We start from the raw sequence: 25320 nt of genomic DNA, 5'->3' as shown, positions 1-25320 counted from the left end.
CCGGCAAGCACTACTCCGGCCGCACCCGCCGCGGTGACACCTGGCTGCGCGGAGCCCTCGGCGAGGCCGCCTCCTCCGCGTCCCGGTCGAAGACCACCTACCTGTCCGCCCACTACCGGCGGATCGCCACCCGCCGCGGCAGCAAACGCGCCCTCGTCGCGGTCTCCCACACCATGCTCGTGATCGCCTGGCACCTGCTCCACGACCAGACCACCTACCGCGACCTCGGCCCCGACTACTACCAACGCCGCCAGGACCCCGAACGTCAAACCCGCAAGCTCGTCCACCAGCTCCAACAGCTCGGCCACCAGGTCACCCTGACAGCCTCACCCTGAGTCATTTTCGACTCAGCTCGTCCACCAGCTCCAACAGCTCGGCCACCAGGTCACCCTGACAGCCTCACCCTGAGTCATTTTCGACTCAGTACTCGGCCGTGTACTCGGCCGTGCGGGATCAGGGCGCCGGCCGGAGATCCTCGAAGGCCGGGGCGCGTTGTTCCCGCTGAGCGCTCAGGCTCTCCAGGCAGTCGTCCGGGTGGTACATGCCGGCCTGCCACAACGCGACGAGGTCGAGCCCGTCGTCGACCGCGTGGTCGCGGGCGTGGTTCAGGGAGTGCTTCGAGCCCCAGACCGCGAGCGGGCTTTTCGCGGCGATCTCCCGGGCGATCTCCGACACCCCGGTCAGCAGGGCTTCGTGGTCGTCGAACACCGCGTTGACGAACCCGACGGACTCGGCGCGGGCGGCCGGCAGGCGCATTCCCCGGTAGGCCATCTCGCGCGCGACGCCCTCGGGCATGACCTTCGGCAGCCGCTGCAGCTGGCCCACCTCGGCGGTGATGCCGATGTTGGTCTCCTGGACCAGGAAGAACGCGTCCCTGGTGGCGTAGCGCAGGTCGCACGCCGAGACCATGCCGAGGCCGGCGCCGACGCAGCCGCCCTGGATCGCGGCGATCACCGGGACCCGGGCCCGCTCCAGCGCGGTGAACGTCTCCTGCAGCAACCGGATGCCCTGGTACAGCACAGCCCGCTTGCGGCCCGGCTCGTCACCGCCGCCGCTCGCGCGGAACATCCCGCCGTCGAACACGCCGAGGTCGAGACCGGCGCAGAAGTGCCGGCCGGTGGAGGAGATCACGATCACCCGGGCACGGGCCTCACGGTCGATCTCCTCGACCAGCGTGCGCAGCTCCGCCCAGAACGACGGGATCAGCGAGTTCTTCCGCTCCGGCCGGTTCAGCCGCAGATGCGCGACCCCGTCCTCGTAGCGGACGTCGAAGCAGGTCAGGCTCATCCCACAGGCTCCTCGACGGGCTGTCCGAGCTTCTCGATCACCGGCGCCCAGACCTCGGGGGCGTCCGCGTAGGGCACGTTGAGGCGCAGGCCGGTCACGAGCCGGCCGAACCGCTCCCGGACGACGTCCGCCAGGCTGCCGGCGTCGGCCACGACCGCGAGCGTGTGCAGGATGTCGTCGTCGACGAGGCCGGCCATCTCCTCCCAGCGCTGCTCCACGGACAGGCGATGAGCCTCGCCGTGCAGGTCGCCCCAGCCGTGGTGGTCGAGAACGGCACGGTAGGCAGGCGTCGAGGCGTAGAAGGCGACCTGGCGGCGGACCCGGTCGATCTCGGGCTCCAGATCGGCGCCCGACGGGCCGGTCGCGAGCAGCACCGGCAGGCACACCTCCACCGCGCCGTCGGCGCGACCAGCCCGCGCGAGGCCCCGACGCAGCGCCGGCAGTGTCACCTCCGCCAGGTAGGCGGGGCTGGTGAACGCGTGGCACATCAGCCCGTCGGCGACCTCGCCGGCGACCTCGGTCATCCGCGGACCGACCGCCGCCAGGAACACCCGCGGCGGCCCGAACGGGTTCGGGCCGGGCTGGAACAGCGGGTTCGACAGCGTGTGCCGGTAGAAGGTGCCCTCGAACCGCAGGCGGCCACCGGGCTGCCAGCTCTCCCAGATCGCCCGCAGCGCGAGCACGAACTCCCGCATCCGTGCCGCGGGGTGCGACCAGGGCATCGAGAACCGGCGGGTGATGTGCGCCTTCACCTGTGACCCCAGGCCGAGGATGAACCGCCCACCGGTCAGGACCTGCAGGTCGTTCGCGACCATCGCCGTCGTCATCGGGTTGCGGGCGAAGGCGACGGCCACGTTGGTGCCGAGGTCGACATCCGCCGCACCGGCGGCCAGCGCGACCGGCAGGAACGGGTCGTGCGCCGCCTCCGCCGCGAACAGCCGGTCATAGCCCACCGACGCGGCGAGACGCGCGCCGCGCGCCGCGGACTCACGGTCCGCGAGCGAGTGCGGCAGCCCTCCGTCAATCTTCACATCGACTCCAACATCATTCCAGATGGCGGATCTCGATCGAGACTTTCTACATCATTCTGGGTAGCACCATATGATTCTGATATGACGAACGCAATCGGTCGTCCGAGCCGGGTGGCGACCCGCATCGCAGCCCGGACAGCCGCGGAGCGTCGCCGCCCCGACTACACGGCCGAGGTGTCCGCGCTGATCGACGCGGCGCGGCACATCATCGAGACGACCGGCACGGCGGGGAAGGCACGGGTGGCCGACATCGTCGCCGCCGCCGGTCTGTCGAACGACGCGTTCTACCGGCACTTCCCGTCGAAGGACGCCCTGGTCGCGGCACTCATCGAGGACGGCGCCGAACGCGTCGCGGCGGCCATCGCCCGCCGGATGGCCGCCGAGCCGTCCGCCGAAGGCAGGATCCGGGTGTGGGTCGAGGGGACGCTGGCCCAGACCGACGCGTCGCAGGCCGCGTCGACCGCGGCCGTGCTGTGGAACAGCAGCACCCTCAACTCGTCCATCCCCACCGGGGACCACGCGGCAAAGATCCCGCTGGCCAGGCTCCTCCACGAGCCGTTCGCCAGCCTCGGCAGCACCACCCCCGAACTCGACGCGGAACTCGTCACCCACGCCGTCTTCGGGCGGGTCGGCGGCCATCTGCGAGCGGGCACCCGGGTGACTCCCGGTGAGAAGGAGCGGCTCCTGAGGTTCTGCCTGTCCACGCCACTCGACGGGCGGCAGCAGGCCTAGCGCCCGGCCAAGGAGGAGATGGCTTGTCCACGTCCCCGTTCGCGTCTCCGTTCGCGTCCACCCCCGAGCAGGACGAACTGCGCCGCACGGTGCGTACCTTCATGACGGAGAAATCGCCGGAGGCCGAGGTCCGGCGGCTGATGGCCACGACCACGGGCTACGACCCCGCCGTCCGTCATGAGCATCCGGCGCGGTTCGCGTCGTGTGGATAGGCGTCGCACCGGACCACATCGAGGTTGCCCAGGATGTCGGGCAACCGGTCCGGCGCGGCGACAAACTCGATCACCGCCTGATGGAAGGCGGTGCGCATCGCCACCGGCATGACGTCCGACGCGTCGAAGACGACGTTCTCGAGGTCCGCGTCGTTCACGGACCGGGCCAGGCTCCTGGTGGAGTCGTCCGGATAGCCGGTGACCCTTCTGTTGGGGGAAATCGCCCCGCCGGGTTTCACCCAGATGTCCTGCGCCTCGACCGTCGTCAGATAGTTCACCAGCTCCTGGGCATGGTCGGACTGCCGGAACATCGTGAGCAGGTCGCCCGCGATCTCAACGTTCCGCGGTCCGCCGCCCGCCGGGGTGAGGTCGAAGAACCCGAGATCGTCGGCATGGCTCCGGTAGACGTTCGTGGCCAGGTACCCGATGCGGCGGAGGTAGCATTCCGGCGGGTTCCCGAACATCTCGCCCTCGCCATACTGGATGCCGTTGAGGAGCATTTCACGCGCGGTTTCGGGCGCCCCGATCTCGATGATCCGCTTCCAGGCCAGCCAGGCGTCGCTCACCGGCTTGCTCGTCCAGGGCAACGTGCCCTCGTACCAGCTCTGGTAGGTCTCGGCACCCGCGTCGCGGAGAAGGATGTCCTCGATCCAGTCCGTGCCCGGCCAGCCCGAGGACGAACTGTCCCGGAGCCCGGCACACCAGGGTTGTCCGCCAGCGGCCAGGGGGCCGTCGGCGGCGATGTCCTCTGTCACCCTGACCAGGTCATCCCATGTGCGCGGCTCCTCTCGCCCCGACCTCCGCCATGCCTCGCGGGAGTACCAGATCACGTTCTTGCGTTTACCTCGGACCGCGATCCCGAACTGTCTTTCTTTGCCCTTCGCATCGCTGGCCTGGCCGCTTCGCAGCCAGGCTGGCGAGTACTCCTCGTGGATCCGGTCCATCTCGATCCGGTCGGTCTTCTCGTCGAGCGGGACGAGCCGCCCGTCCCGGGCATACTCCTGCAACTGGCCCGGGCTCGCGAGCAGCGCGAGATCGGGCGCGTCGCCGCTGCGGATACGACTCGCCAACACCGCGGAGAAATCCCGGGTTCCCGTGTACTCGACATGGATCCCGGTGGCGTTCTCAAAGTTTTCCAGGATTCCCTCGAACAACTGCTGTTCCTCGCCGACCCAGGTGCCGAGAACAACAATCGCGCGTGACGAGGAGCCATCCGCACAGCTGGTCGTCCCGAGAATCATCATCAGGGCACACAGTCCAGCGAGGAACGACCTGCCCGCCATCATGATCTCCTCCTGTACTCGCGGAGGCGTGGAGCGAACACCGCCAGGGTGAGCCCGACGACCGCCGCCGCACAGATGATCAGTATCCATTCGAGACCGCGGACGGGCAGCGCGTCGTCCCAGGCCCGCGCCAGGGGCGCCGTCCGGCTCTCCTGGAGCTGGCGGAGCGATCTGTCGACGTCCAGGTACATCGAGTCACCGACACTTGCCGTCGCGGGCGGGGCTGACAGGAGCGTCCGGAGTTTCCGCTGGGTCTCGACGCCGTCCTGCTCGCTGAGGAAACCGCCTGCCTGCGCATCGGTGGGGTGTTCCTTGTAGGCGGGGGTGGCCGCGGCGCAGGCCCCCTGAGGGGGGTGCGCATTGCTGACCTCCAGCGGCAGGTGAACGCCGTACCTGTGATCGCGGTCCGCGAGGGCGGCCAGGGCCCTGGCCTGTGACAGACAGGTGACCCGGTCGGTCTCCCGGACGCCTTCGTCGAGTGCCCGGCTGGTCGCGGTGCTCTGGGCCGTCGTCCATCCGCACATCAGCACGACAATCGCGGCGACGCCCACCAGTTCAAGGCTCGCCCGGCGGTGAAAGCGACGGCGCAGGAACAGCTGGGCACCGACCGCCAGGCCGAGCAGCACCGCGCCCGCGGTCAGGTGCAGAACCAGCAACAGCCAGGGGCCCCAACCCTGGTTCGGCAGATGACTCCGGTTCGCCAGCCGGAAGTTCTCGACCGCGACGAGGATGCCGTCCTTCGATCGCAGCTGTTCCGCCGCGTACGACAGGTACACGACGCTGAGATCCACCGAGTTCGCGGGATCCGGCGCGGGCGAGGCCACCGCGTAGGCGTGGGCGTGGGCCTGGGCTTGGGCGACGTCGCCCAGGTAGACGACCATCTGGTCGTTGACCGTTCGGATCGCGTCAAGGTCCACCTGGCCCGTGGTGCGCGCTCGTTCGAGCGCCTGCTCCACCGACTTGATGTCCTCCTGGTAGAGGCCGCCCGGCCCGTTGGTCGTCCGCTTCCCGCCCGCTGTCGGCGGGAGCAGGCTCCGCACAGCGACCCGGTCAGCGTCGGCGAGCAGGACGCGGACCAGGGCCGCGTCGATCACTGTCGGAGAGGTCCGTTCGGCAGCCGTCTCCGTCGTGTTCCGAAGCTCCGCCACGGCCTCGACGCCCGTGGCACAGACAGCCAGGGTGGCCAGGATCATCGCCGCGAGCAGGCCCCGCAGCCGGCCCGGGGTCGTCCCGGCCTCGGAGCGGAACCGGCGGAACCAGCCCGGGGGAACGGACGGCCGCGAGACGGATGGCCGCGAGACCGAGGTGCGGGTGTCGGGCCCCGCCGTCATGACGCGTCGCCATCGGTCACATCGCCGCCGCCGAGGGCGACTCGACCCGTCATGGGCCGATCTCCTCGTCCGGTGCGCCCACATCTCGGCTCTGCCAGGACTGAAGCTCGCTCACCTCCAGGTCGTAGGCCGTCACGCCGGACCGGACACGCACCTCACCCGCCACCGGATCCTGGATCTCCACCAGCCGGCCCAGTTCGCGCAGCTTCCGCTGGTTCCCGCTCTGGTGGGCGAGGCGGACGGCCGGCCCCAGGGCAGCCTCGGCCTTCGGGGTGTCACCGGCGCGCAGCGCGGCGATGCCTTCCTGGATGGCCCGGGCCAGTTCGAGCTGGCCGGTGCTCTCGGCGACCCGCTCACTGATCTCGGTGAACAGGTAGGGATCGTCGGTCCACTGCACCCTCACCCCGGCCGAGTCCAGCTCGGTGCCCCCCACCACCATCCCGACCCGGCCGGCACGGCTGGGCTGGTCCGCGACGATGGGGCGCAGGCCGTCGATGACGACGTAATAGTCGCGGGTCTCCAGACCCCACGCCCCGGTCGGATAGTCGATGGCGAGAGCGTCCGACCGCACCCCCCGGCCTGTCAGGTCCTCGATGGTCGGAGCGGTCTGTTTGAGGAGTTGGACGGTGGCGCCCCGCGGCGTCCAGACGCGCAGTGACACCTCGTTGACGGCCCGGCTCATCGCACGGCGCACCACGGCCCGAAAGTCGTCGACGAGCCCGGCGGGATCGACGACGGGGGACGCCGTCCCGAGCAACCTGGTCGCGACCAGACGAAGGTCGGCGGCAACCCAGCCCTTACCGATGCCACGGCAGTCGCACTGGAAATGCCCTTCACACGCCTCGACCGCGTCCGCGAACTGCTGCGCCGTCTCGCTCTCGTTCCTCCCGTCGGTAAGCATGATCGCGTGCCGGACGGCTTCCGGTCGCCGCGCGAGCAGGGTGCGTGCGAGTCGCAGCCAGCTACCCATCGCGGTGCCACCGTCGGCGCTGAGGCGGGATATCGCCTCTTTCGCCTTGCCTCGGGTGTCGTTGGAGGCCACGGCCATGCCATCCCTGGGGTAGACGGGCCGCGCGTGCCCGGTTCCCGCGATCACCGCGAAGTGGGCGCCCTCCTGAAGGGCGTCCACCGCGGCGGCGGCGGCCCGACGGGCCGCGGCGATCTTCGTGTTCGGATACGCCATGGACCCCGAGCAGTCGATGATTATCACCTCGGCGTACGTCCCGGGCCCAGGCCCGGCGGAGCCGCGGGAGTTCGTCGTCACCGTCAGGAGCGCGTCGATCTTGGTCTCGTTCCGCTGCAGGTACAGGGTCCGGTCGACCCGAACGGTGAATTCGATCATCCTGCCCTCGTCTCGATCGCGTGTGGTCCACGCAGGCCGGCGACGGGTCGCGGGCCGATCACCGCCAGGTCCACGGCCGGGCCTGGTTGGCCTCGTCGATGAGGCGGATCTGTGCGTCGCGGGCCGGTGTCCAGGTAGCCAGTTCGCGCAGCGTCTCCTCCCGCCTGAACCCCAGGTCCCGTTCGGTCAGGGCACAACCGAGCACCGTCCTGTCGGCGGGGGGCGTGCCGGAGCGGACCAGCCGCAGTGCGGCGCGCAGGATCGCGAGCCGAAGCCGGCAGTGCTGCTCGGGCCGCAGGTCTTCTTCGATCTTGTTGAGAATCCCTGCGGCGCGGTCAAGCGTGCCGGGATCGGGTGCCGCGTCGGCGTCCGCCCGCACCAGCAGTTCGATGATCCTGGTCTGCGCCAGCACGAACGCACGGGACGAGCGCGGGACCCGCTCGTATGCCGAGATGCGGTCGTACGGGTCGAGACGGCACCGGCCCAGCCCGAAGGCGGCGCTGGTGATCTGGCTGTCGACGCTGGACACGACGTCGAACAGTTCGGCGGCGCGGTCGACATCCCCGCCCACCTCGGCGGCCATCGCCAGGGCCAGCCGGGGAACGAGTTCGCCCGGTACCTGGCTGTACACGTCGTCGAAGGCGCGCACGGCGCGGTCCGGCCGGCCGGCCGACAGCTCGGCGAGGCCCTGATACCAGCGGACCCGCCACTCCCGGGGGTGGCTCCTCGCCAGTTCCTCCAGCTCACCTCGGACCGTGGCCAGACCGTCTGGCTCGTCTGGCTCGTCCGGCGCGCCCGGCTGGTCCTGGCTCGGCTGATCCGAGGTCGTTGCCGGCGCCCGCCGGGCTCGGGTCGGCTCATGGGCTTCGATCCGGGCTCTGGCCAGCAGCAGCCGCACCTCCAGCGCCGCAGGTGACGCCGCGGACAGTGCTTCGAGCTGCCGGACGGCTTGAACCGGCTCCTCCCGCACAGGCACGGCCATCAGGAGGGAGCGGTTCGGGGCATCACGGTCCACCTGGACCGCGGGCAGCGCCGACCAGGCCGGAACAATCCGCCGGCCGTCGGCGTCCTCCCCCGTGGGATGCGTGATGTCATCGAACCAGCGGCTGACGGCGGAGGTCCGTATCCCCTCGTCACGGGCGACGATCTCCCGCAGCACCCCCACGAGCTCGTCGGCCATCTCCTCGGCGTCACGGAACCGGCCCTCAGGGTCGCGGGCCGTTCCCTTGACCATGACCCGGCGCAGCGAGTCGTACCTGGCCAGGACGGGAAACGTGGCGGCCGGGGGCAGGGAGTGTCGATACTCCGAGGTCATCTGCGGAAAACGGCCCAGTACGAGTACGGCGAGCGTGCGCGCCGCCGCGTACAGGTCCGAGGCGACGGAAGGCGGACGCGGGCGCGTGGCGCCACCATCCCGGCTCTTTTCGAGCTCAGGAGCGCGGAAACCCGCGGTGCTGAAGAACGGCGACACCTCGCCGTCTCTCCGGACACCACCCAGGTCGATCAGCGTGAGATCCTCGGGGCTCACCATGACGTTCTCGGGCTTCAGGTCGCAGTAGACAAGCCCGCGCCGGTGCAGATACCCGAGCGCGGACAGGAGCCTCAGCAGGTAACGAACGGCGTCCGCGGGCGGAAGGGGCGATCCCTCGCCCGGTCCGACAAGCTCGCCGAGTGAAACGCCCTGGACGTAGTCCATGACGATGTAATGGGCACCGTCACGCTCGACGAAGTCCCTGACCTTGACAATGTTCGGATGGCTGACGGAGGTCAGGAACCGGAGCTCCTGCCGGTGCGCCTCATCAGCGGCCTTGTCCTCCGTGTCCAGCAGGCCTTTCAACGCCACCCACGAGCGGATCGGCCTGTCCGCCTCGGACTGTTCTTTGTTGGACCGTTCTTCGCTGGAGTGGTCGCTGCCGGGACGGTCGATCTCGAAATTCAGATCGAGCGCGGCATAGATCAGCCCCTGGCCACCCCGCGCCACCGGGCCGATTACCTCGTACCTGTCGGCACCGACGACGTCTCCCTCCCGCAGCTTGATGGTGAGCGAGTAGCGGTGGCCGCAGTTGTCGCAGTGCCCTTCCGGGGTGAGCAGACGGTCATCCGCCCCGCGAGCCAGCTCCGTCGTGCAGTTGCCGCACCGGTGCCGCCTCCGGAGCAGCACCGACTCCGGCAGCACGGCGGGGGACCTCTTCGCGGACAGACCGGCAGGGAGCTCGGGGAGCTCGAACAGCCCTCTGCTCCGGGAGCCCTCGGATGTGGTGCTCGGCGTGGACGGCTCCGCTCTGGACGTCCTGTCGGGGCCAAGCGGCTCTCGCTCCTGTGCCAGCGACCGCGGCGACCGCTCCGAGCGCCGCCTGTCGGGCGTGCGCGGCGGATGCCCACACTCGGAGCAGATCCCACTCGTCTTGATCACACCGTCACACGGCTCGCCCTCCCAGTCCCGCTCACACCGGACATCCGTGGGCTCGCTCAACGGTCCGTCTCCGTCCCAGAGGCTCCTTCATCACGGGCATACACGGCCATCTCGTAGGCGTGCACCGCCGCCGCCGCCCGGCGCAGGTCGATGGGGCGGGAGGCGACAGCGGCGTCCGCTGTGGCGTAGAGAGTCAGCAGTGTGTGGTCCTCGGCGAAACCGAGGCGCGACGCCTTGACCCGGTATGACCTCAAACGCCCACGCAGCTCCGACGCCGCCGGCTGCGGCCCGACAGGCCGTGCCTCCTTCGGGGTCTTCGGGGGCTTCGGGGGCTCCGGGGGCTCCGGGGGCTCCGGGGGCTCCGGGGAGACCCGGCGGTTGCTATCCAGGCGCAAGAACACCGAATTCGCCGGAAAGGAGTGGAGCGCTGCCCGAAGAAGCCGGCGGTAGGGCTCGGGCATGATGCCCTTGTCCAGCTCCTCCGTGATGGCCGTCCAGTACCGGATGGCAGTCGCCCATCGGGGACGTCTCGTGGCCGGAAAACCAAGGTCGCCCAACACGAGGCTGGCGGAGCCCTCGTCATTGAAAACAGTGGCCAGAGCATCCAGAAGCTCTCGCCGTTCCTCTCCGGTCAGCCTGAGGTCATCGCAGGGGTCGTCCCCGTACGAATCCCGACCGGTTGGCCTGGCCGGCGTCATCGCCTGGTCGCGGGGCCACGCATTTGGCCTGGACCGCGAGCTTGCCGCGCGCCCCCACCAGATAACCAAGAAACCTTGCTCTGTGCCACCCAGCCCCCGGTACGAAAGTGACAGTTCGTGCTTGTCGAAGCCGCTCCAGACCTCCAGGCCAGGGAGCATGTATCGGTACTCGTGTCGCCGCAGTGCTGAGCCACCGGGGCCCGGTGAAGGGGACGCCGGTCAACCCGGAGCGAAACCAGAACACCTTTCGGACATCTTCGCGATATGGCGGTGCCTATTGTGTACGACTCGGCATCGAATGTCCACGCCGCGTCCCTGGCGAACTTGAAGAGGTCAACTGCACGATTTCGCGGGTCATCCCTGAAGGAACGGGGTCAGGACGACGCCGGGGCCTGGTCCGGCTGGTTGTGGGCGTGCGGGGCACGGCGGGCAGGACCGATCCGTCCAGTACACCCGATCTGGCGCAGATGGTGGACGTGGCGGGCAGGCGGCAGAGACGGCCGCTGCGGCGATACCCCCGCAGAACGGTTCGTCCACGCTGTGCCCGCACGGGCGCCGGTGACAGTGGCGAGATCGCGGAGGTGGCTGGCGTTTCCACGGGAAGAGGGGCCGTCCAGGGTGGACGACCCCACTCGGCGTCGGTGGACCCAACGCACCCCGGCCAGGCACTGCGCGGTCTGTTCGGGCGGCCTGGGATGGCGTATCACCCCACTGATCACGATGGCGCGCCGCGGAGCACCTGGTGCGACCGGGGTGGATCGTCCAGTAGTTGCGTAATCAGGGCGTCGGCGAGCCAGTGTTCGTACCGCTCGGCGGTCCAGCAACGCTCGATGGCGAGGGTGCGGTAGATCTCGGGCAGGACGAGCGCGAGATAGATGGTGACGCCGTCGTCGACGCTCACGCCGGCGCGCAGGTGGGTGGCGATGGCTTCGACGTGGCGGCGGAAGGCGCGTTCGCGGTTGACGGCGATGGTCGGTCTCGCGCTGCGTACCAGTGGACGGCTCCGCCGCACCGGCCTGGTCGTCGCCGTGCTCGGCGCACTGTTCCTTGCGTTGGATGTCGCGACCCAGGCCGTGCCGCCCTGGCTGTTCGCGTTCCTGTGGATGGCCGTCGGCGTCGGCCTGCTCCGCCGCCCGGCACCATCCTCGACCTGACGGACCTGGCATGGCTCCCGCCCCGCGTCACCACGAAACCCGCTTCGTGCGGACCGACGACCGCAGGTGTCGAGGGGCTGGGAGCGCCCGCCCAGCGCGGTCGGCCGTCAGGTCCCAGCGGCGCAGCCGGGCGCCGAGCCATTCTCAGCGTAGTAAGTCCGGGCGCTCGGGTGCAGCGGCACCAGGCAGTAGACGGGATTGCGAGCCACCGACTCGGCGGCGGTCGGGAAGTGTCGGCCACCGCTGCCGTCGGCCCAGAGCGCGGCCTCGAACCTGCTCCGGTCATCGAACAGCGCCCTGGCAACGAAGGCCACCAGGGCGGGATCGGCGCTCTGGTTCGCGACCACGCCGTTCGGCACCGCGACCGCCATCGTCCGCCCGACCCCCGGGTAGTCGCTGGGCAGGATCGTTTCGGCGGTGTAAACGTCCCCGGAGACGAAGTTCGGGCCGAACGTGGTGCCGACCCGACTGTTCCAGTCATTGATCATCGGCCCTACGCTGTCGCCTGTGGGCAGCAGGGTGGCCCACTCACCGTCCTTCAGCGATTCCCGGATCTCGGCCGTCGGGGAGCCGCCCGCCCACAGCACCGCGTCGACCGCGCCACGCCGGACCCGCGCCAGCTGGTCGGTCAGCGTGGCCTCCTCGGGCCGCACCGAGCCCGCACAGCCGAGTACCCGGAACAGCGCGCTGCCTATCTGGAACGTTCCCGACCGCGTCGGCCCGCTGAGCACCTGCCTCCCGCACAGGTCGGAGGCCCGGGTGAATCCGGCGTCCCGCCGTACCACCAGGTGGACGAGGTCGAACCCGAGCGGCCCGACAATCCGGAGGTTTTTGATCGGGGTCGGGAACTGCGCCGGGGTGCCGCCGAACGCGTCGACCGCGGTGTTGAGCTGCGAGACCGCGAGCAGGCACCGGGCGTTCGCAGGGATCCGGACGCTCTCCAGGTTGGCAGCGCTGCCCGCGGTGAGGACGTTGTTGGCAGAGGTACCCGGGTAGGCGTCCTCGATCAGGTCGGCGAGCACGGTGCCGTAGCCGTCGTAGGGCGTCCCCTCACCCCCGGAGAACACGGTCACCTGGGTGCATCCACCCAGCACGGCGGGCGGCTCGTCGTCAGGCTGAAGCACCACGAGTCCTAGCGTGGCCAGTGCCACCACCACCGCGAGCCCGACGGCCAGCCACGCCCGACGGCCGCCTCGACCGCCGTCACCCGGAGTCGGTGTCGGCGCCGGCACCGGCACCGGCGCCGACTCCGGGTCCGACGGAGAGGCGGACACGGCCGACGGCACGTGGGCGGGCGGTGACACCGTGGTCGGCGGAGTGTCCCCTACCGCCGCACCACCGCCGGACGCCGGAACGGACACAGAGGTCGAGGATGTCCTCGACCTCGCTCCTGGATGGCCGCCGGGCGGCGGTCCGGTGACGGCCTTACGCACTTCCTCGCTGAGCTGCACGGTGGCAGCCGAGCTGTCCAGCCAGTTCTGGCCGAAGCTCTCCCGTGCGGCGGCGGCCAGGTCGAGCGCGAAGGCGCGGGCTGAGGGGTGACGCTGCTCCGCCTGTTTCGCCAGGGCCCGGACCACAACCGCGCCGATCTCCGAAGGCACCCCGGCCGGCGGCGGCGGCACGACATTCAGGTGTTGGTTGTAGAGGACCGGCACCGACAGGTTCTGGCCGAACAGCGGCTGGCCCGACAGCAGCTCGTAAAGCACCGCGGCCAGCGAGTACAGGTCCGTCGATGGCCCGAGCCGCTCGCCACTGATCTGCTCCGGGGCCATGTACTTCGGCGTGCCGACAACTGCGCTGGCATTCGCCCCCGACCCGTCGAAGATCTTGGCGATGCCGAAGTCGGTCACCTTCAACAGGCCGTCGTTGTCGAACAGCATGTTGTCGGGCTTGATGTCCCGGTGCAGCACATTATGTCGGTGCACATGGGAAAGCGCCTCGGCGACGGCCAGTCCCACAGCGCACGCGTCCGGCTGCGACAGCCGCCGCCGGCGCCTGGTCAGCGTTCCCCCGGGGAGCAGCTCCATAATGATCATGTGGAGCTCGTCCTGCTCGACGTAGTCGTAGACCCGGACGACGTGGGCGTGGTGGTCGAGGTTTGCCAGCACGCGCGCCTCGGAGGAGTACCGGGCCTGGGAGTCCTCGCGGTCGGCCGAGAGCACCTTGACCGCGACCCGACGGTTCAGGGCGCGGTGCCGACCCTCGAACACGACGCCGAAACTGCCCGCGCCGAGCCGCTCACCGAGCTCGTACTGCGGCAGCGCCCTGGCGACCTGGTCGGCCAGCATGTCGATGCGGCCGGGGAACGGCGCGGGCAGCTTCGGCGCAGGGGGTGGGGTGGCCAGTGCCGACGGGACCTGGCGAGTGGGTGCCACACCGCCGGGCCAGAGCACGCCCTCGTCTGGCCTGGTAGGCCGGATGCCGCGCACCCCGCTGAGCAGTCGCTGTTGCGCTTCCTCCTCGTCGAGGCCTAACAGACTGACGTGTGAGAGCCGGCCGAACAGCGGTGGCAGCGTGGTCGGCGCGACCAGGACGGGCACGAGCACACCGTCGCGGTTCTGAGCGGTCCCGACGGCCGCCTCAAGCCCGTAGGTGCTCTGGTCGAAGTAGACCGGCGACACCACCGCAACGATCTTGTCGGCACGGGCGAGCGCGCGGTCCATGTTGGCCGGGAAACTGGCCTCTGCCTGCCAGGATCGCTCGTATTCCACGATGTAACCCGCCTGGCGAAGCTGTAGCGCGATCCACTGGGCCCAGCCGCGATCCGCGTCCGCCGCGCTGATGAACACCCGCTCGGCGTCACCGCTACTCACAGCATCGCTCCCCGTCACCATTCGCGGAGTGTCCCAGAGCTCACCGCGACTTTTGTTTGGGGGGTGTTCACTCGATCCCGCCCGGTCCTGAGCCCATCCGGCTGCGCGACTGTCTGGCGACAAACTAATCCAGGCGGCCGAAGTTCACGCGCTAGTCGGGCCGCGCGTCGCCGACACGCTCGATTGGACCAGGATTGCCCTCATCGGGGTCGCCTGTCAGTTTGACACCGATGTTGGTCGACCTGGCAATCAGCGAAGAGCCCGGACGAGACGATCGCCGCAGCGATCCCCCTGTGAAATCCGGCGTGGGCACCCCGTGGGCACCAGCGCCTGTGAAGGTGGCGGGACCGCAGAGCCGAAAGGCGTTCTTACAGGTAGAGGGGCCGTCCTAGATGGACGGCCCCTCTCGGCGTCGGTGGAGGTGGCGGGAATCGAACCCGCGTCCTCCGGCCCCGACACAGGGCTTCTCCGGGCGCAGCCTGCTTGTTTTTTCTCAGCCCCACCGGTCCCGCAGGCAAGCCGGTGAACAGGCTCAGTCGCTGTTAGATGTCCCGACTCACCCCGCGACCGGGTGGGACGGTGATCCTCCTAGCGACGCCAGATCCTGGGCCGGAGGAACTCCCAGGCTGACGGCTACTTGGTCTCTACTCAGGCCGCGAGGGCGTAAGCGGAGGTAGCAGGCTGCGTCTTGTTGGCAGCTATTGGTTCGAACGGATCGTTTACGAGATAACCGCTCATCCTCGGCCCGCTTCCCCTGCCTCGACGTCCGGAGTCGAAGCCGGTCACCCCCTGGTGTGTGACGACCAACCAACTGTACCGAACCGCCAGCTCTCGCTGGCTGCACAGACGGTCCAACGTCGACCGCCGCACGTATGTTCCCATACCCGCCGGAGCACCGCCAGCGGGTTTCGCCCGGGCGCGGGCCGGGCCGGGCCGGGTCGGGTCGGGTCGGATGTGCGCAGCCGGCCGATGCGGCAGCCGTCGCAGGTTACAGGTCGTCACCCGCAGGTCGCGGGTCTCGCCTCGCATCCAGGACATCGGCGACGGAACAGGCAGACGACCCTTATAGTTGAACATTCAAGCTTGCGATTGGCGACACGGAGGTCCTGGTGGAGATCAAGGAACTTGGGCACCTGGTGCTCTATGTGCGTAACCTCGAGCGCTCCGCGGCCTTCTACCGGGACGTCCTCGGCTGGCGCCAGGTGTTCCCGGAGCCGGACGGCGCGAACACGCTGGGCATCCCCGCCGCCGCGTTCTCCTCCGGGCGGACGCATCACGAGCTGCTGCTGATCGAGGTCGGCGAGGGTGCCGCCGCACTGCCACGCGGGCGTCGGGTCGGGCTCTACCACTTCGGGCTCAAGGTCGGCGACAGCGACGACGAGTTGCGCGCCGTGCTGGCCCAGATCGCGGAGGCCGGCGTCCAGATCGCGGGCGCATCGGACCACACGGTGACACACAGCCTGTACATCTACGACCCGGACGGAAACGAGATCGAGCTGTACGTCGACGTGCCGGGTGTCGACTGGCGCAACAACCCCGCGCTGATCGCGGCTCCGATCCGTCCGCTGCGCCTCTGACCCAGACCGCCTGGCCCAGACCGCCGCGGCGCTGGCCGGAGCCACCCTGACCAGGCATTCCGGGTGGCTCCGCTCCGCAGGACGGACGGCTCCCGCTCCAGGACACTGACCGGGTGCGACGCGCGACCGACCCGAAGCACAACCGGCCGCACGCCCCGGGCCGCGACGACCCCACCGCCGGGGAAAGCACCGCCGCCGGGGACAGCACCTTCGTCGGCGCACACGTCGGCGGCCCTGTCCACGGCAACGGGCACCGCCGTCTGACGGGCCTGATCAGGGTGAACCCTGGTGCCCGCCCGCGTGAGGCAGGCAAGTGGCGGATCGTCGCGCTCCTGTTCACCATGACGGCCCTGACCGGTCTGGTGGACTCGCTGACCTTCCTGGGTCTCGGTGAGGTCTTCGTGGCGAACATGACCGGCAACGTGGTGGTGCTGGGCTTCTCGCTCGCCGACCCCCGCGGAATATCCGGTGTGCTCTCCCTGAACGCGTTGACCTGCTTCATCATCGGCGCGTTGATCGGTGGCCGGATCGGTGCCTGGTCGGCGCACCATCCGCGGGCGTGGCTCGGAACGGTCACCGCCGTCCAGACCGCGCTCGTCACGGCGGCACTGGCGGTGGTCGTGGTCTGGCTGCACCCCTCGCTGGACCTCGCGGCTGACAGGGGCGGCCAGCTGCGCGATGAGCCCAGCACGTTCGCGGACTACGTCCTCGTGTCCACCCTGGCGATCGCGATGGGCCTGCAGCACGCGACGGCGCAGCGGCTGGCCAGGCCGGAGATCCCGACGAACGTTCTCACCACGGCGATCACGATGTTCGCCATCCAGACCCGGGCGGGTGGCGGTCAGGGCTCCCAGGGCCTACGGCAGGCGGCCGGGCCCGCGGTCATGTTCGCCAGCGCCGGCGCCGGCGCGCTGGGGTTCTTCCGGGTCTCCCCGCTGATGCCGCTGTGCTGCGGTCTGGCGCTCGCCCTGGCGAGCCTCGCGCTGGCCGTCACGCCGCCCCCGCTGGCCCGCTCCGGGGCCCGACCGGCGCCGATGACGTCGTTGAAACGCCCGATTGACGACGGTGCGACGTCCGAAGACTAGGACACGCGAGCGCGGGCGCGACGTCTGCTGCTGCCGAGCAAGATCCGAGGATCACCGGCATCTGGACGACGAAAATCATCGACTCTTCGAGTTGCCGCGCCGGACTGTCGCTGCGGCTGCTGCTGCTGCCTGGCAAGAGTCGAGGATCGTGGTTGTTGTTCTCGCGACCAAAGGCCTCGACTCTTGCGGATTACCAAGTGGCCGTACGCAACTTCTGTCGCCCTTCAGATGATTTGGTGGTCGGGGATCTCCGTGCACAGAATGGCCCAGGGCTCGTCCCGCACCCGCGTCATGATCACGGTCATGGTGGGGCCGCCGGGAACCAGCTGGCGTCTCGCCGGCAACAGCCGGCGGCGGATGCTCTCCACGTCACCGGCGAGGCCGCGCCGGCGGACGTCCAGAGCGCTGATGCCCGCCCCGCGCACCGCCGAGGCGACCCGCCGGATGTCGAAGGCCATCTCGGCCTCGACTCGGAGCACCCGGGCGAACGGGGTCGCGACCGGGTTCTGCGCGCACAGGAAGGCGATCATCGGGTCGATCTGCCAGCCATCGACCAGGCGCGCGAGCGTGCCGACGAGGCCGGCCCTGGTCACCGCCGGATTCGGGTCGAACAGGAACCCCTCGGGCCGCCCCAGGGCGAGCCGCGTCGCCACACCGCCGTCGCCGGCGTCGGCATCCGATGCGCCCCCGGGCGGGTCAGGCTCGCCTGTCAGGGTCGCGACCCGGAGCCGGGGCTGGTCCCCGTTCCGCCCGCTGCCGAGGCCCTGATCAGCCCTGTCGCCAGGGGTGCCGCTCTCGGGGATGCCGCCTCCGGAGGTGTTTTTGCCGCGGGTGCCACTGCCGGAGGTGCCGCCGCCGGGGGCGTTGTCGGGGCCGAGCAGGACGGTCGCGCGCCGGGGCGCCGAGGCGAGCGCCGGGGAGAACAGCACCGCTTCCTTGAGGCCGCGGCGGTCCGCGACGAACTCGACCTCCCAGCCGGGCGGGACGACCTCGAGCGGCAGGCCGGGAGCGGCCTTGACCGCCACGGCCGCGACCCGCTCCACCAGGCCGAAGCACCAGCTCAGGGGTGGTTCGCCGGCGCCAGCGGACCGGCGCTGATCGCCTTCGCGTCGGGCCGGGTCCACGAACACGCCGTCGATCCCGCTCAGGTCGGCGTCCCGGACGTCGCCCTCCCACGGCCGCACCTCGTGCATCTCGTGCACCTCGTTGGACTTATCCGGCTCGTGCGCCTCAGGCGGCTCGTGTGATCCGCTGTGCGGTCTCCGGCCGGCGGTCGCGTTGTGGACGGCCATCCGCAGGTGCAGCGGGTCGCGGTCGACGGCGAGCACTGGATGCTCGCCGGCCAGCGCCAGCAGATCGCCACCGATGCCGGTGCACAGGTCGGCCAGCCGGCCCAGGCCCGCGAACCGGGCGGCTCGGTGCGCCGCGGCCCGCTCCGAGGAGGCCTGTTCGAGTCCGGGCCGGGTGAAGAACATCCGCTCCGGATGGCTGAACTTCGCCCTCGCCCGTGCCCGCAGCTCGGCCTGGCTGAACGCCGCGGCGACGAGGTCCGGTGGGTGGCCGGCGGCGCGCAGCCGGGTTCCGGCGGCGAGCTCCGCTCCACTCGCGAGCGCCTCCTCGGCACGCGCGAGCAGTTCCTCCCCCACCGGGGTCACCAGCGCGTCGAACGTGGCCAGCCTGCCGGCGACGTCGGCGGCGTCACGAGCGGCGGCGTCACGAGCGGCGGCGTCACCGGCGGTGCTGTCAGCGGCGTCGGTATCGAGGTGCAACGGGTTCAGCCGCGACGCTTGGCCTGCTGGCCCATGATCCGGCTCATCTCGCGGGCCGCGTCCCGCTCGGCGAGGGCGTGGCGCTTGTCGTAGCTCTTGCGGCCACGAGCGAGCGCGATCTCGACCTTCGCTCGGCCGTCCTTGAAGTAGAGCGAGAGCGGGACGAGCGTGAGCCCGCCCTCCTGGGTCTTCCCGATCAGCTTCTCGATCTCGGCCCGGTGCAGCAGCAGCTTGCGGCGCCGCCGCGGCGCGTGATTCGTCCAGGTGCCCTCGGTGTACTCGGGGATGTGCACGTTGTGCAACCAGATCTCACCGTCGGCGATCTGGGCGAAGCCGTCGACCAGGGACGCCCGGCCGGCGCGCAGCGCCTTGACCTCTGTGCCCATGAGGACCAGCCCGGCCTCGTAGGTGTCGAGGATGTCGTAGTCGTGGCGGGCGCGCTTGTTCTGCGCGATCAGTTTGCGCCCGGTTTCCTTCGGCACTGCCGTCTGCCCTGCTTCCCATCCATCGCACGGTCCGTCGCGCGCTCCGTCGCACGGCCCGGCGCGCCTCTGGCCACCGTCACACCCGCAGGTGCCTGCGCAGCGCGACGGATGCCATGCCCGCCGCGGCGGTGACACCGACGGCAAGCACCGCCACGGCCGCCGCCCACACCGCGCCCCATCCGAACAGTGGGAACATTGTCTGATGGGCGAATCGTCCGTCCACCAGATATACCTTCGCGAGCACCAGTGTGCCGACTGCCAGCAGCCCGCCCACCAGACCGGCGAGCGCGCTCTCCAGCACGAACGGCGCCCGGATCGCGGCGTTGGTCGCCCCGACGAGACGCATGATCGCCGTCTCCCTGCGGCGGGCGTGCGCGGAAATCCGGATCATAGTGTAGATCAGCACGAACGAGGCGACGGCCTGGACGGCGGCCAACGCGAACGCACCGAGGGTGAAGCCGTCCAGGAACCGGTACAGCGGGCCGAGCAGGGCCCGCTGGTCCCGGACGGCCTCGACGCCGTCCCGGCCGGTGTAGGTGTAGACGATCTCCTCGGCGTCCCGCGGATCGGCGAGGGCGAGGCGGAACGAGGCCGGCAGGTCATCCGCGCTCACCCCGGCCACGACGTCCGGCGAGCTGCGGAAGTCACGGCGGAACCGCTCGTAGACCTGCTGTTTGCTCTCGTAGCTGACCTTCGTGACAAGCGGGTCGGCCGCCAGCTCGTCCCGCAGCGCCTGGCGGTCGGTGTCGGACAGACCGTCCTGCAGGTCGACGACGACCTCGATCTGGTCGAGCAGGAACCTGTCGACGGTGCGGGCCTGTGCGCGCAGGAGCAGCCCCGCGCCGAGCAGCGCGAGGCAGATCGCGACGGTGACGACCACCGCGCAGGTCATGGCGAGGTTGCGGCGCAGGCTGGTGGCCAGCGCCCCGAACAGCGGCCCGGCTCGCATCAGGCGGGCCTCTCCCCGGGCCGCCCGGGCCGCCCGACCGACCCCGCCGGTTCCGCCGGCCCGGCCAGGCCCGCCGGTTCCGCGGGACGTCCCACGAGATCACCGGCGGACGGCGCCCGCTGGGCGGGGACACCGGAGGCACCGGGGACGCCGGGCAGCCCGGTGGCGGCGGAAGCGGGGGCGGCGGAGGCCGGAACGGTGGCGGAGGTAGCGGGGGTGGCGGGGGTGGCGTCGTAGCCGCCGCGGTGCTCGTCACGGACGAGGATCCCCGCGTCCAGCTCAAGGACCCGGCGGCGCATGGCGTCCACGAGGCCGGCGTTGTGCGTCGCCATGAGCACGGTCGTGCCGGCCTGGTTGATGTCGTCGAGCAGGTCCATGATCTCGGCGCTGGTCGCGGGATCGAGGTTGCCGGTCGGCTCGTCCGCGAGCAGGATCAGCGGGCGCCCGACGAACGCCCGCGCGATGGCGACCCGCTGCTGTTCCCCGCCGGACAGCTCGTCGGGGAAGCGCTTCTCCTTGCCGGTGAGCCCGACCAGCTCCAGTACCTCGGGGACCACCGAACGGACCACGTGACGCGGCCGGCCGACGACGTCCAGCGCGAACGCGACGTTTCCCGCGACCGTACGATCGGGCAGCAGCCGGAAGTCCTGGAACACACAGCCGACGGTTCGCCGCAGCAGCGGCACCCTGCGGTCGGCGATGCGGGCGACATCACGGCCGGCGACCTCGACCAGGCCCTCGCTCGCCCGCTCCTCCCGGATCAGCAGGCGCAGCAGCGTCGACTTTCCCGAGCCCGAGGGGCCGACCAGGAACACGAACTCGCCCGCGTCGATCTGCGCGGTGACGCCATGCAGCGCCGGACGACCGCCGACGCTGTAGCGCTTGGTCACGGAGGCGAGTCGGATCACCGGAACCTCCCTTGCCTACCCGTCAGACCCATCACGATACGTAGTTGGATGGGTGAGGTCCCGTACCGTCGCCCGCGCGCGTCCGCGATCGTCGGGTTGGCGGCACCGTGTGCGGCAGCGAACAGCACTCCCCCGGCGTACCGTGGAGGCGTCGCATCGCGTCCAGCCGGTGACGGGTCCGCTCTCCGCAGGTCCGTCAGCCGCGGGACCGGGCTGAAGGAGGACGGCACATGTGCTGCGAGGACCTGGTCTGCGCTAGGTGCGCCGCTCCGGTGGCGGAAGGCCGCTGCCCCTCGTGCCGAGCCGCGCGTGAGTCGCTGCACCACTCGTCGTTCACGATCTCACCGCAGCTGTTGATCGCCGTGGTCGCGGTGCTGCTCGCGGTGCTGGTCGTCGCCGGCTACCGGGTCTGAGGCGGCTCGTCCGAGCCGAAGATTCGCCCGAGCCGAAGGCTGTCACGCAGCCCGACCACGTCACCGATCACGATCACCGCCGGCGAGGAGACCCCTGCGGCCTGCGCCAGGTCGGCGATCTCCGCCAATGTCCCGGTGACCAGGCGCTCCGCGGGCGTACCGCCATCCTGGATGACCGCTGTGGGGGTCTCGGGTGAGCGCCCGCGCTTGATGAGTTCCGCGCTGATCATGGACAGCGCCGCGACGCCCATGAGGACGACGAGCGTCCCGGGCCCGGTCGCCAGGGCGTCCCAGTCCGCCGTCGAGCCGGGATGGGACGGATCGATGTGCCCGCTGACGATCGCCACGTCCTGGGTGACCCCGCGGTGGGTGATCGGGATGCCCGCCAGCGCGGGCACCGCGACGGCGCTCGTCACCCCGGGGACGACCTCACAGGGCACCCCGGCCGCCGCGCAGGCCAGCGCCTCCTCCCCGCCCCGGCCGAAGACGAACGGGTCACCACCCTTGAGACGGACCACGCCAAGGCCACGCCGGGCACGGTCGACGATGAGGTCGTTGATCTGCTCCTGAGTCAGGTTGTGCCCGTGCGGCGCCTTGCCCGCATCGACGACCTCCACCGCTGGCGCCAACTCGTCGAGAAGGTCGCGGGGGGCCAGCCGGTCGACCACCACCACATCCGCACGGCGTAGCAGGCGCAGGCCCCGAAGAGTGATCAGATCACTCGGACCTGGGCCACCCCCGATCAACGCGACCCATCCGCCCCGCATCTGCGCACCACTCCCCGCCATCCGCTGCCATCGCCCGACAATCCGCCTGTCGCCGGCACCCGCCTCCCGCACGGCGTCTGCCCGCCCGGTCAGTGTGCGTCCTGACCGGGGTCGGCCGCGACCGCGGGCCGCATCGGGTGACCATGACACCCGTCACAGCGGGCGGGCGTGACCGTGCGACCACGGAGAATTCCGGCCACGGATTATCCGCGCCGGCGGGTACGCCGGGCGGGCGCTTCCACCTCCGGGCAGCCGGCGACACCTTCGTGCGCGGACCGAGCGATTCCTCGCCACCAGGAGACGGATCTCGCCGCCAGGGTGATTCCAGGCGGCGCCGCCAGGCGTGATTCCGCGTCATTCTCGCGAGATTCCTGGTGCGGCCCCCGGGATTCCGCGCGAGGCCCCCGGCATTCCACGTGAAGGGTGTCAGGCGGTCTCCACGCCGAGGCGCCAGCGGATCGACCGATAGGCCCGCCAGCCGGCCCGGAACCTGCGCCGCGCGGCCAGGGCGGCGTCGCGATGCCCCTCCGTCACCAGCCGCAGAATGTCGCCCGCCCCCACGGAGCGCCCGACGATCAGCCGACTTACCTGGAAGCGGGAACGGCTACGCCGGTGGATGCGATATCCCACCTCGCAGGCGGAAGCAAATCCGGCATTCTCTACGATCTGTCGCACACCCGGAGAATGGTAGCCAAAGGGATAACTAAAGCTCTCCGGTCGCTGCCCTGTCTCCTCGGAGATCGTCCGCATGCTCGCGGTCACGTCATAGCGGGCGATGGCGGGCGGGACGACATCGAGCTCCACATGCCGGTGCCCGTGAGCACCGATCTCGATCCCGCGGTCGACCAGGGCGGCCAGCGCCGGCCAGTCCAGCAGGGCCAGCTCACGCCCCGCGTAGGGCTCCAGCCAGCGCGCCCGCTGCCCCACGTACGCGGTCGGGACGTACAGGGTCGCCCGCGCGCCGAACTCGGCCAGCACGGGCAGCGCCCTGGTCACGAAATCCTCGAAGCCGTTGTCGAAGGTGATCGCGACCTGGCGCTCCCGCGGGTTCGCGAGGGCATCGGACAGGCTGGTGACGGTGTACCCGTGCTCGGCCAGGCTGCCGAGCTGCTCGGCCAGCGCACCGGCGGGCACCTCCCACCTGCGGAACGCGGTGGCGGAGGAGTCACCGATGCTGTGGTACATGAGCACGGGGAGCGCGACCCGGGACGATCCGGTCTCCGGCGACGAGCCGTCCTGAGAGGTACCGGGGGGCCACGTTCCGCCCGGCGAAGCCGTCGCGGCCGTCGACATTCCGGTCATCGGTCGTCACGCCTCGAGGCGACCACCGTGAGTTCGGACATTCCACCCGCCGTCTCGTCGAAGAAGCTCGGTCGGCAGTACGTGGAACGACAGTACTTCGATCTGGTGCGCTTCGAAGGACAGATCCACGAATCCACGTGATGCCCCCATCCCGCGCCACTGCCAACGGGCCTCAGGAACCACGTCGCACGGCGGCGCCAAACGGAGCGTCACTCTACACGCGCGCAGACGTTGAGCCAATCCCTGGATGTCTGTCCCGGCCCGATGGGATCCAATAGTCGGCAAGATGAGGGGACCAAAAGACGATCTCCGGCTGGTACTACGGCGATTGAGCCTTTTCCGTCGTAGACGCGGACCCACGGCGACCGGGATCGACGAATGTGAGGCGGAAAAGGCTCATTGAGCCTTTTCCGTCGTCGACGCGTACTCGCGACATCCCCGACCGTGGACCATGAGACGGGAAAGGCTCGTCAATTCGACCGGGCCGTGACGTGAGAGACGCGACGAAAGATCCCGCCTTTTCCGGCCGATCGCGACTGATTCCATTGCCGAATCAGTACGGAGAGCAGCCGGAAAGGCCCTTCATCCGTCCTTTTCGATGGCCTTGCGCCACCTGATCTCACCGTCGATGAAGTCATCGATGTCACCGTCGAGCACAGCGCCCGTGTTGGACGTCTCGACCTCGGTCCGCAGGTCCTTGACCATCTGGTACGGATGGAGCACGTAGTTCCGGATCTGCGACCCGAACGACACATCCTGCGGACCGCCGGTGAGCCGCTGCTTCTCGGCGGCCTCCTCGGCGCGCCGACGCTCCAGCAGCTTCGCCTGCAGCACCATCATCGCCGCGGCCTTGTTCTGCAGCTGGCTGCGCTCGTTCTGGCAGGTCACCACGATGTTTGTCGGCAGGTGCGTGATGCGCACCGCGGAGTCGGTGGTGTTGACACCCTGACCGCCGGGCCCGGAGGAGCGGAAGATGTCGATCCGCAGCTCCTTCTCGTCGATGTCGACGTGATCGGAGACCTCGACGGCCGGTGTGACCTCGACACCGGCGAACGACGTCTGCCGGCGGTTCTGGTTGTCGAACGGCGAGATCCGCACCAGCCGGTGGACACCGTGCTCACTGCGCAGCGTCCCGTAGGCGTAGGGGCACTTGACCTGGAAGGTCGCGGACTTCAGGCCCGCCTCCTCCGCCTCGGAGGTGTCGAACACCTCCGTCGCGTAGCCGTGCCGCTCAGCCCAGCGCAGGTACATCCGCAGCAGCATCGCGGTCCAGTCGGCCGCGTCGACCCCGCCGGCACCCGCCGAGAGCTGGACGATCGCATCGCGCTCGTCGTACTCCCCGGACAGCAGCGTGCGGACTTCGAGGGTGGAGATGTCGCGCGTCAGCGACGGAAGGTCCACCGCCATCTCGGCGAGCAGGTCCTCGTCGCCGAGATCGAGGGCGGCGATCAGGTCATCGAGGCGGCGGCGCAGACCGTCGACCCGGCCGATGTCGCCCTTGACACCGGACAGCCGCCTGGTGACGGCCTGGGCGCGAGCCTGGTCGCTCCACAGGTCCGGATCCGCCGCCTCCTGCTCCAGTTCCTGGGCGCGGCGGCGCAGACCCTCGACATCGAGCACGGCCTCGATACCTGCCAGCGTCGCGTCGAGAGTCTTGATCTCCTCGGAGAGGTCGACGGCCATGATGGCCAGCCTACCGGCGAGCGCGGGTGCGCCGACGGACGGTTGATCGGGCGCGGATCCCGGACCATCCCGCAGGCCGTTCTCGG

General features: G+C 70.2%; 22 protein-coding genes, 1 other RNA gene and 2 pseudogenes. 7 read left to right on the top strand and 18 right to left on the bottom strand.

The genetic code is table 11. The annotated features are described in order from the left end of the window. Positions 1 to 335, top strand: a pseudogene (locus tag AWX74_RS40365) (IS110 family transposase); the annotation flags it as partial. Between the two features lie 118 nt (positions 336 to 453). Here the strand turns inward: AWX74_RS40365 and AWX74_RS32620 are convergent. Together AWX74_RS32620 and AWX74_RS32615 are read right to left on the bottom strand one after the other, a co-directional pair. After that, on the bottom strand, positions 454 to 1287 hold the full coding sequence (locus AWX74_RS32620; RefSeq protein WP_091284564.1) for an enoyl-CoA hydratase-related protein: 834 nt from the start codon (positions 1285 to 1287) through the stop codon (positions 454 to 456). Next, on the bottom strand, positions 1284 to 2318 hold the full coding sequence (locus AWX74_RS32615; RefSeq protein ID WP_091284562.1) for a TIGR03617 family F420-dependent LLM class oxidoreductase: 1035 nt from the start codon (positions 2316 to 2318) through the stop codon (positions 1284 to 1286). The genes AWX74_RS32620 and AWX74_RS32615 overlap by 4 nt, the downstream gene beginning before the upstream one ends. 81 nt (positions 2319 to 2399) lie before the next feature. Between AWX74_RS32615 and AWX74_RS32610 the strand changes: the two genes are divergently transcribed. Together AWX74_RS32610 and AWX74_RS32605 are read left to right on the top strand one after the other, a co-directional pair. Then, on the top strand, positions 2400 to 3050 hold the full coding sequence (locus AWX74_RS32610; protein WP_076834464.1) for a TetR/AcrR family transcriptional regulator: 651 nt from the start codon (positions 2400 to 2402) through the stop codon (positions 3048 to 3050). Between the two features lie 23 nt (positions 3051 to 3073). Next, positions 3074 to 3262, top strand: coding sequence for a hypothetical protein (locus tag AWX74_RS32605; protein ID WP_091284560.1), 189 nt, complete (start codon positions 3074 to 3076; stop codon positions 3260 to 3262). Here AWX74_RS32605 and AWX74_RS32600 read toward each other — a convergent pair. The 7 genes and pseudogenes from AWX74_RS32600 to AWX74_RS32580 all read right to left on the bottom strand — a co-directional run bounded on the left by AWX74_RS32600 (position 3226) and on the right by AWX74_RS32580 (position 11230). Continuing rightward, positions 3226 to 4548 (bottom strand): ABC transporter substrate-binding protein, encoded by a 1323-nt coding sequence (locus AWX74_RS32600; RefSeq protein WP_165615885.1) that lies wholly within the window; start codon positions 4546 to 4548, stop codon positions 3226 to 3228. The two genes, AWX74_RS32605 and AWX74_RS32600, sit on opposite strands and share 37 nt — an antisense overlap. Then, the gene (locus AWX74_RS39645) at positions 4545 to 5876 is read right to left on the bottom strand and encodes a hypothetical protein (RefSeq protein WP_131799598.1); all 1332 of its coding nucleotides are present in this window, start codon (positions 5874 to 5876) and stop codon (positions 4545 to 4547) included. Before AWX74_RS39645 ends, AWX74_RS32600 begins: the two co-directional genes overlap by 4 nt. Positions 5877 to 5925: 49 nt before the next feature. Further along, complete coding sequence (locus tag AWX74_RS32595; RefSeq protein WP_091284556.1) at positions 5926 to 7218, bottom strand: VWA domain-containing protein; 1293 nt, start codon at positions 7216 to 7218, stop codon at positions 5926 to 5928. 58 nt (positions 7219 to 7276) lie between these two features. Continuing rightward, positions 7277 to 9691: a serine/threonine protein kinase gene (locus tag AWX74_RS32590; protein WP_091284555.1), complete on the bottom strand. Its 2415-nt coding sequence runs from the start codon at positions 9689 to 9691 to the stop codon at positions 7277 to 7279. Beyond that, complete coding sequence (locus tag AWX74_RS40360) at positions 9688 to 9885, bottom strand: hypothetical protein (protein ID WP_091284552.1); 198 nt, start codon at positions 9883 to 9885, stop codon at positions 9688 to 9690. The genes AWX74_RS32590 and AWX74_RS40360 overlap by 4 nt, the downstream gene beginning before the upstream one ends. 144 nt (positions 9886 to 10029) lie before the next feature. Further along, positions 10030 to 10329, bottom strand: a pseudogene (locus tag AWX74_RS42720) (effector-associated domain EAD1-containing protein); the annotation flags it as partial. 715 nt (positions 10330 to 11044) lie between these two features. After that, entirely contained in the window at positions 11045 to 11230 is a 186-nt protein-coding gene (locus AWX74_RS32580) for a hypothetical protein (RefSeq protein ID WP_207550473.1), read from the bottom strand. A gap of 22 nt (positions 11231 to 11252) precedes the next feature. Between AWX74_RS32580 and AWX74_RS40355 the strand changes: the two genes are divergently transcribed. Continuing rightward, the gene (locus AWX74_RS40355; RefSeq protein ID WP_165615881.1) at positions 11253 to 11483 is read left to right on the top strand and encodes a hypothetical protein; all 231 of its coding nucleotides are present in this window, start codon (positions 11253 to 11255) and stop codon (positions 11481 to 11483) included. Between the two features lie 107 nt (positions 11484 to 11590). Here AWX74_RS40355 and AWX74_RS32575 read toward each other — a convergent pair whose 3' ends face one another. Next, positions 11591 to 14296: a TAXI family TRAP transporter solute-binding subunit gene (locus AWX74_RS32575; protein WP_165615884.1), complete on the bottom strand. Its 2706-nt coding sequence runs from the start codon at positions 14294 to 14296 to the stop codon at positions 11591 to 11593. 413 nt (positions 14297 to 14709) lie between these two features. After that, positions 14710 to 15086: a transfer-messenger RNA gene (gene ssrA, locus AWX74_RS32570) on the bottom strand. A gap of 319 nt (positions 15087 to 15405) precedes the next feature. On the opposite strand from ssrA, the gene AWX74_RS32565 reads away from it, so the two are divergent. Both AWX74_RS32565 and AWX74_RS32560 read left to right on the top strand, forming a co-directional pair. Then, positions 15406 to 15873, top strand: coding sequence for a VOC family protein (locus AWX74_RS32565; RefSeq protein ID WP_091284547.1), 468 nt, complete (start codon positions 15406 to 15408; stop codon positions 15871 to 15873). Positions 15874 to 15986: 113 nt separating this feature from the next. After that, positions 15987 to 16958 (top strand): YoaK family protein, encoded by a 972-nt coding sequence (locus AWX74_RS32560; protein WP_242666521.1) that lies wholly within the window; start codon positions 15987 to 15989, stop codon positions 16956 to 16958. 224 nt (positions 16959 to 17182) lie between these two features. On the opposite strand, the gene AWX74_RS32555 is transcribed toward AWX74_RS32560, so the two are convergent. The 4 genes from AWX74_RS32555 to ftsE all read right to left on the bottom strand — a co-directional run bounded on the left by AWX74_RS32555 (position 17183) and on the right by ftsE (position 21069). Beyond that, positions 17183 to 18727: a THUMP-like domain-containing protein gene (locus AWX74_RS32555; RefSeq protein WP_091284545.1), complete on the bottom strand. Its 1545-nt coding sequence runs from the start codon at positions 18725 to 18727 to the stop codon at positions 17183 to 17185. Between the two features lie 5 nt (positions 18728 to 18732). Further along, the gene (gene smpB / locus AWX74_RS32550) at positions 18733 to 19209 is read right to left on the bottom strand and encodes an SsrA-binding protein SmpB (RefSeq protein WP_054570638.1); all 477 of its coding nucleotides are present in this window, start codon (positions 19207 to 19209) and stop codon (positions 18733 to 18735) included. 79 nt (positions 19210 to 19288) lie between these two features. Beyond that, positions 19289 to 20161: a permease-like cell division protein FtsX gene (gene ftsX / locus AWX74_RS32545; RefSeq protein ID WP_091284543.1), complete on the bottom strand. Its 873-nt coding sequence runs from the start codon at positions 20159 to 20161 to the stop codon at positions 19289 to 19291. Continuing rightward, positions 20161 to 21069, bottom strand: a complete 909-nt coding sequence (ftsE, locus tag AWX74_RS32540) for a cell division ATP-binding protein FtsE (RefSeq protein ID WP_091284541.1) — start codon at positions 21067 to 21069, stop codon at positions 20161 to 20163. Before ftsE ends, ftsX begins: the two co-directional genes overlap by 1 nt. Before the next feature lie 272 nt (positions 21070 to 21341). On the opposite strand from ftsE, the gene AWX74_RS32535 reads away from it, so the two are divergent. Next, positions 21342 to 21482 (top strand): hypothetical protein, encoded by a 141-nt coding sequence (locus AWX74_RS32535; RefSeq protein WP_226931033.1) that lies wholly within the window; start codon positions 21342 to 21344, stop codon positions 21480 to 21482. On the opposite strand, the gene cobA is transcribed toward AWX74_RS32535, so the two are convergent. From cobA to prfB, 3 genes are all read right to left on the bottom strand, one after another. Next, on the bottom strand, positions 21470 to 22249 hold the full coding sequence (cobA, locus tag AWX74_RS32530; protein ID WP_091284537.1) for a uroporphyrinogen-III C-methyltransferase: 780 nt from the start codon (positions 22247 to 22249) through the stop codon (positions 21470 to 21472). The two genes, AWX74_RS32535 and cobA, sit on opposite strands and share 13 nt — an antisense overlap. Before the next feature lie 426 nt (positions 22250 to 22675). Next, positions 22676 to 23551, bottom strand: a complete 876-nt coding sequence (locus tag AWX74_RS32525; RefSeq protein WP_054570634.1) for a polysaccharide deacetylase family protein — start codon at positions 23549 to 23551, stop codon at positions 22676 to 22678. A gap of 582 nt (positions 23552 to 24133) precedes the next feature. Beyond that, on the bottom strand, positions 24134 to 25234 hold the full coding sequence (gene prfB / locus AWX74_RS32520) for a peptide chain release factor 2 (RefSeq protein WP_091284592.1): 1101 nt from the start codon (positions 25232 to 25234) through the stop codon (positions 24134 to 24136). Positions 25235 to 25320: the final 86 nt, after the last annotated feature.

It is taken from the genome of Parafrankia irregularis, from assembly GCF_001536285.1.
Taxonomy (GTDB): domain Bacteria; phylum Actinomycetota; class Actinomycetes; order Frankiales; family Frankiaceae; genus Parafrankia; species Parafrankia irregularis.
The sequence above is the reverse complement of the archived record's forward strand: the minus strand, read 5'-3'. Positions and strand labels throughout refer to the sequence as shown.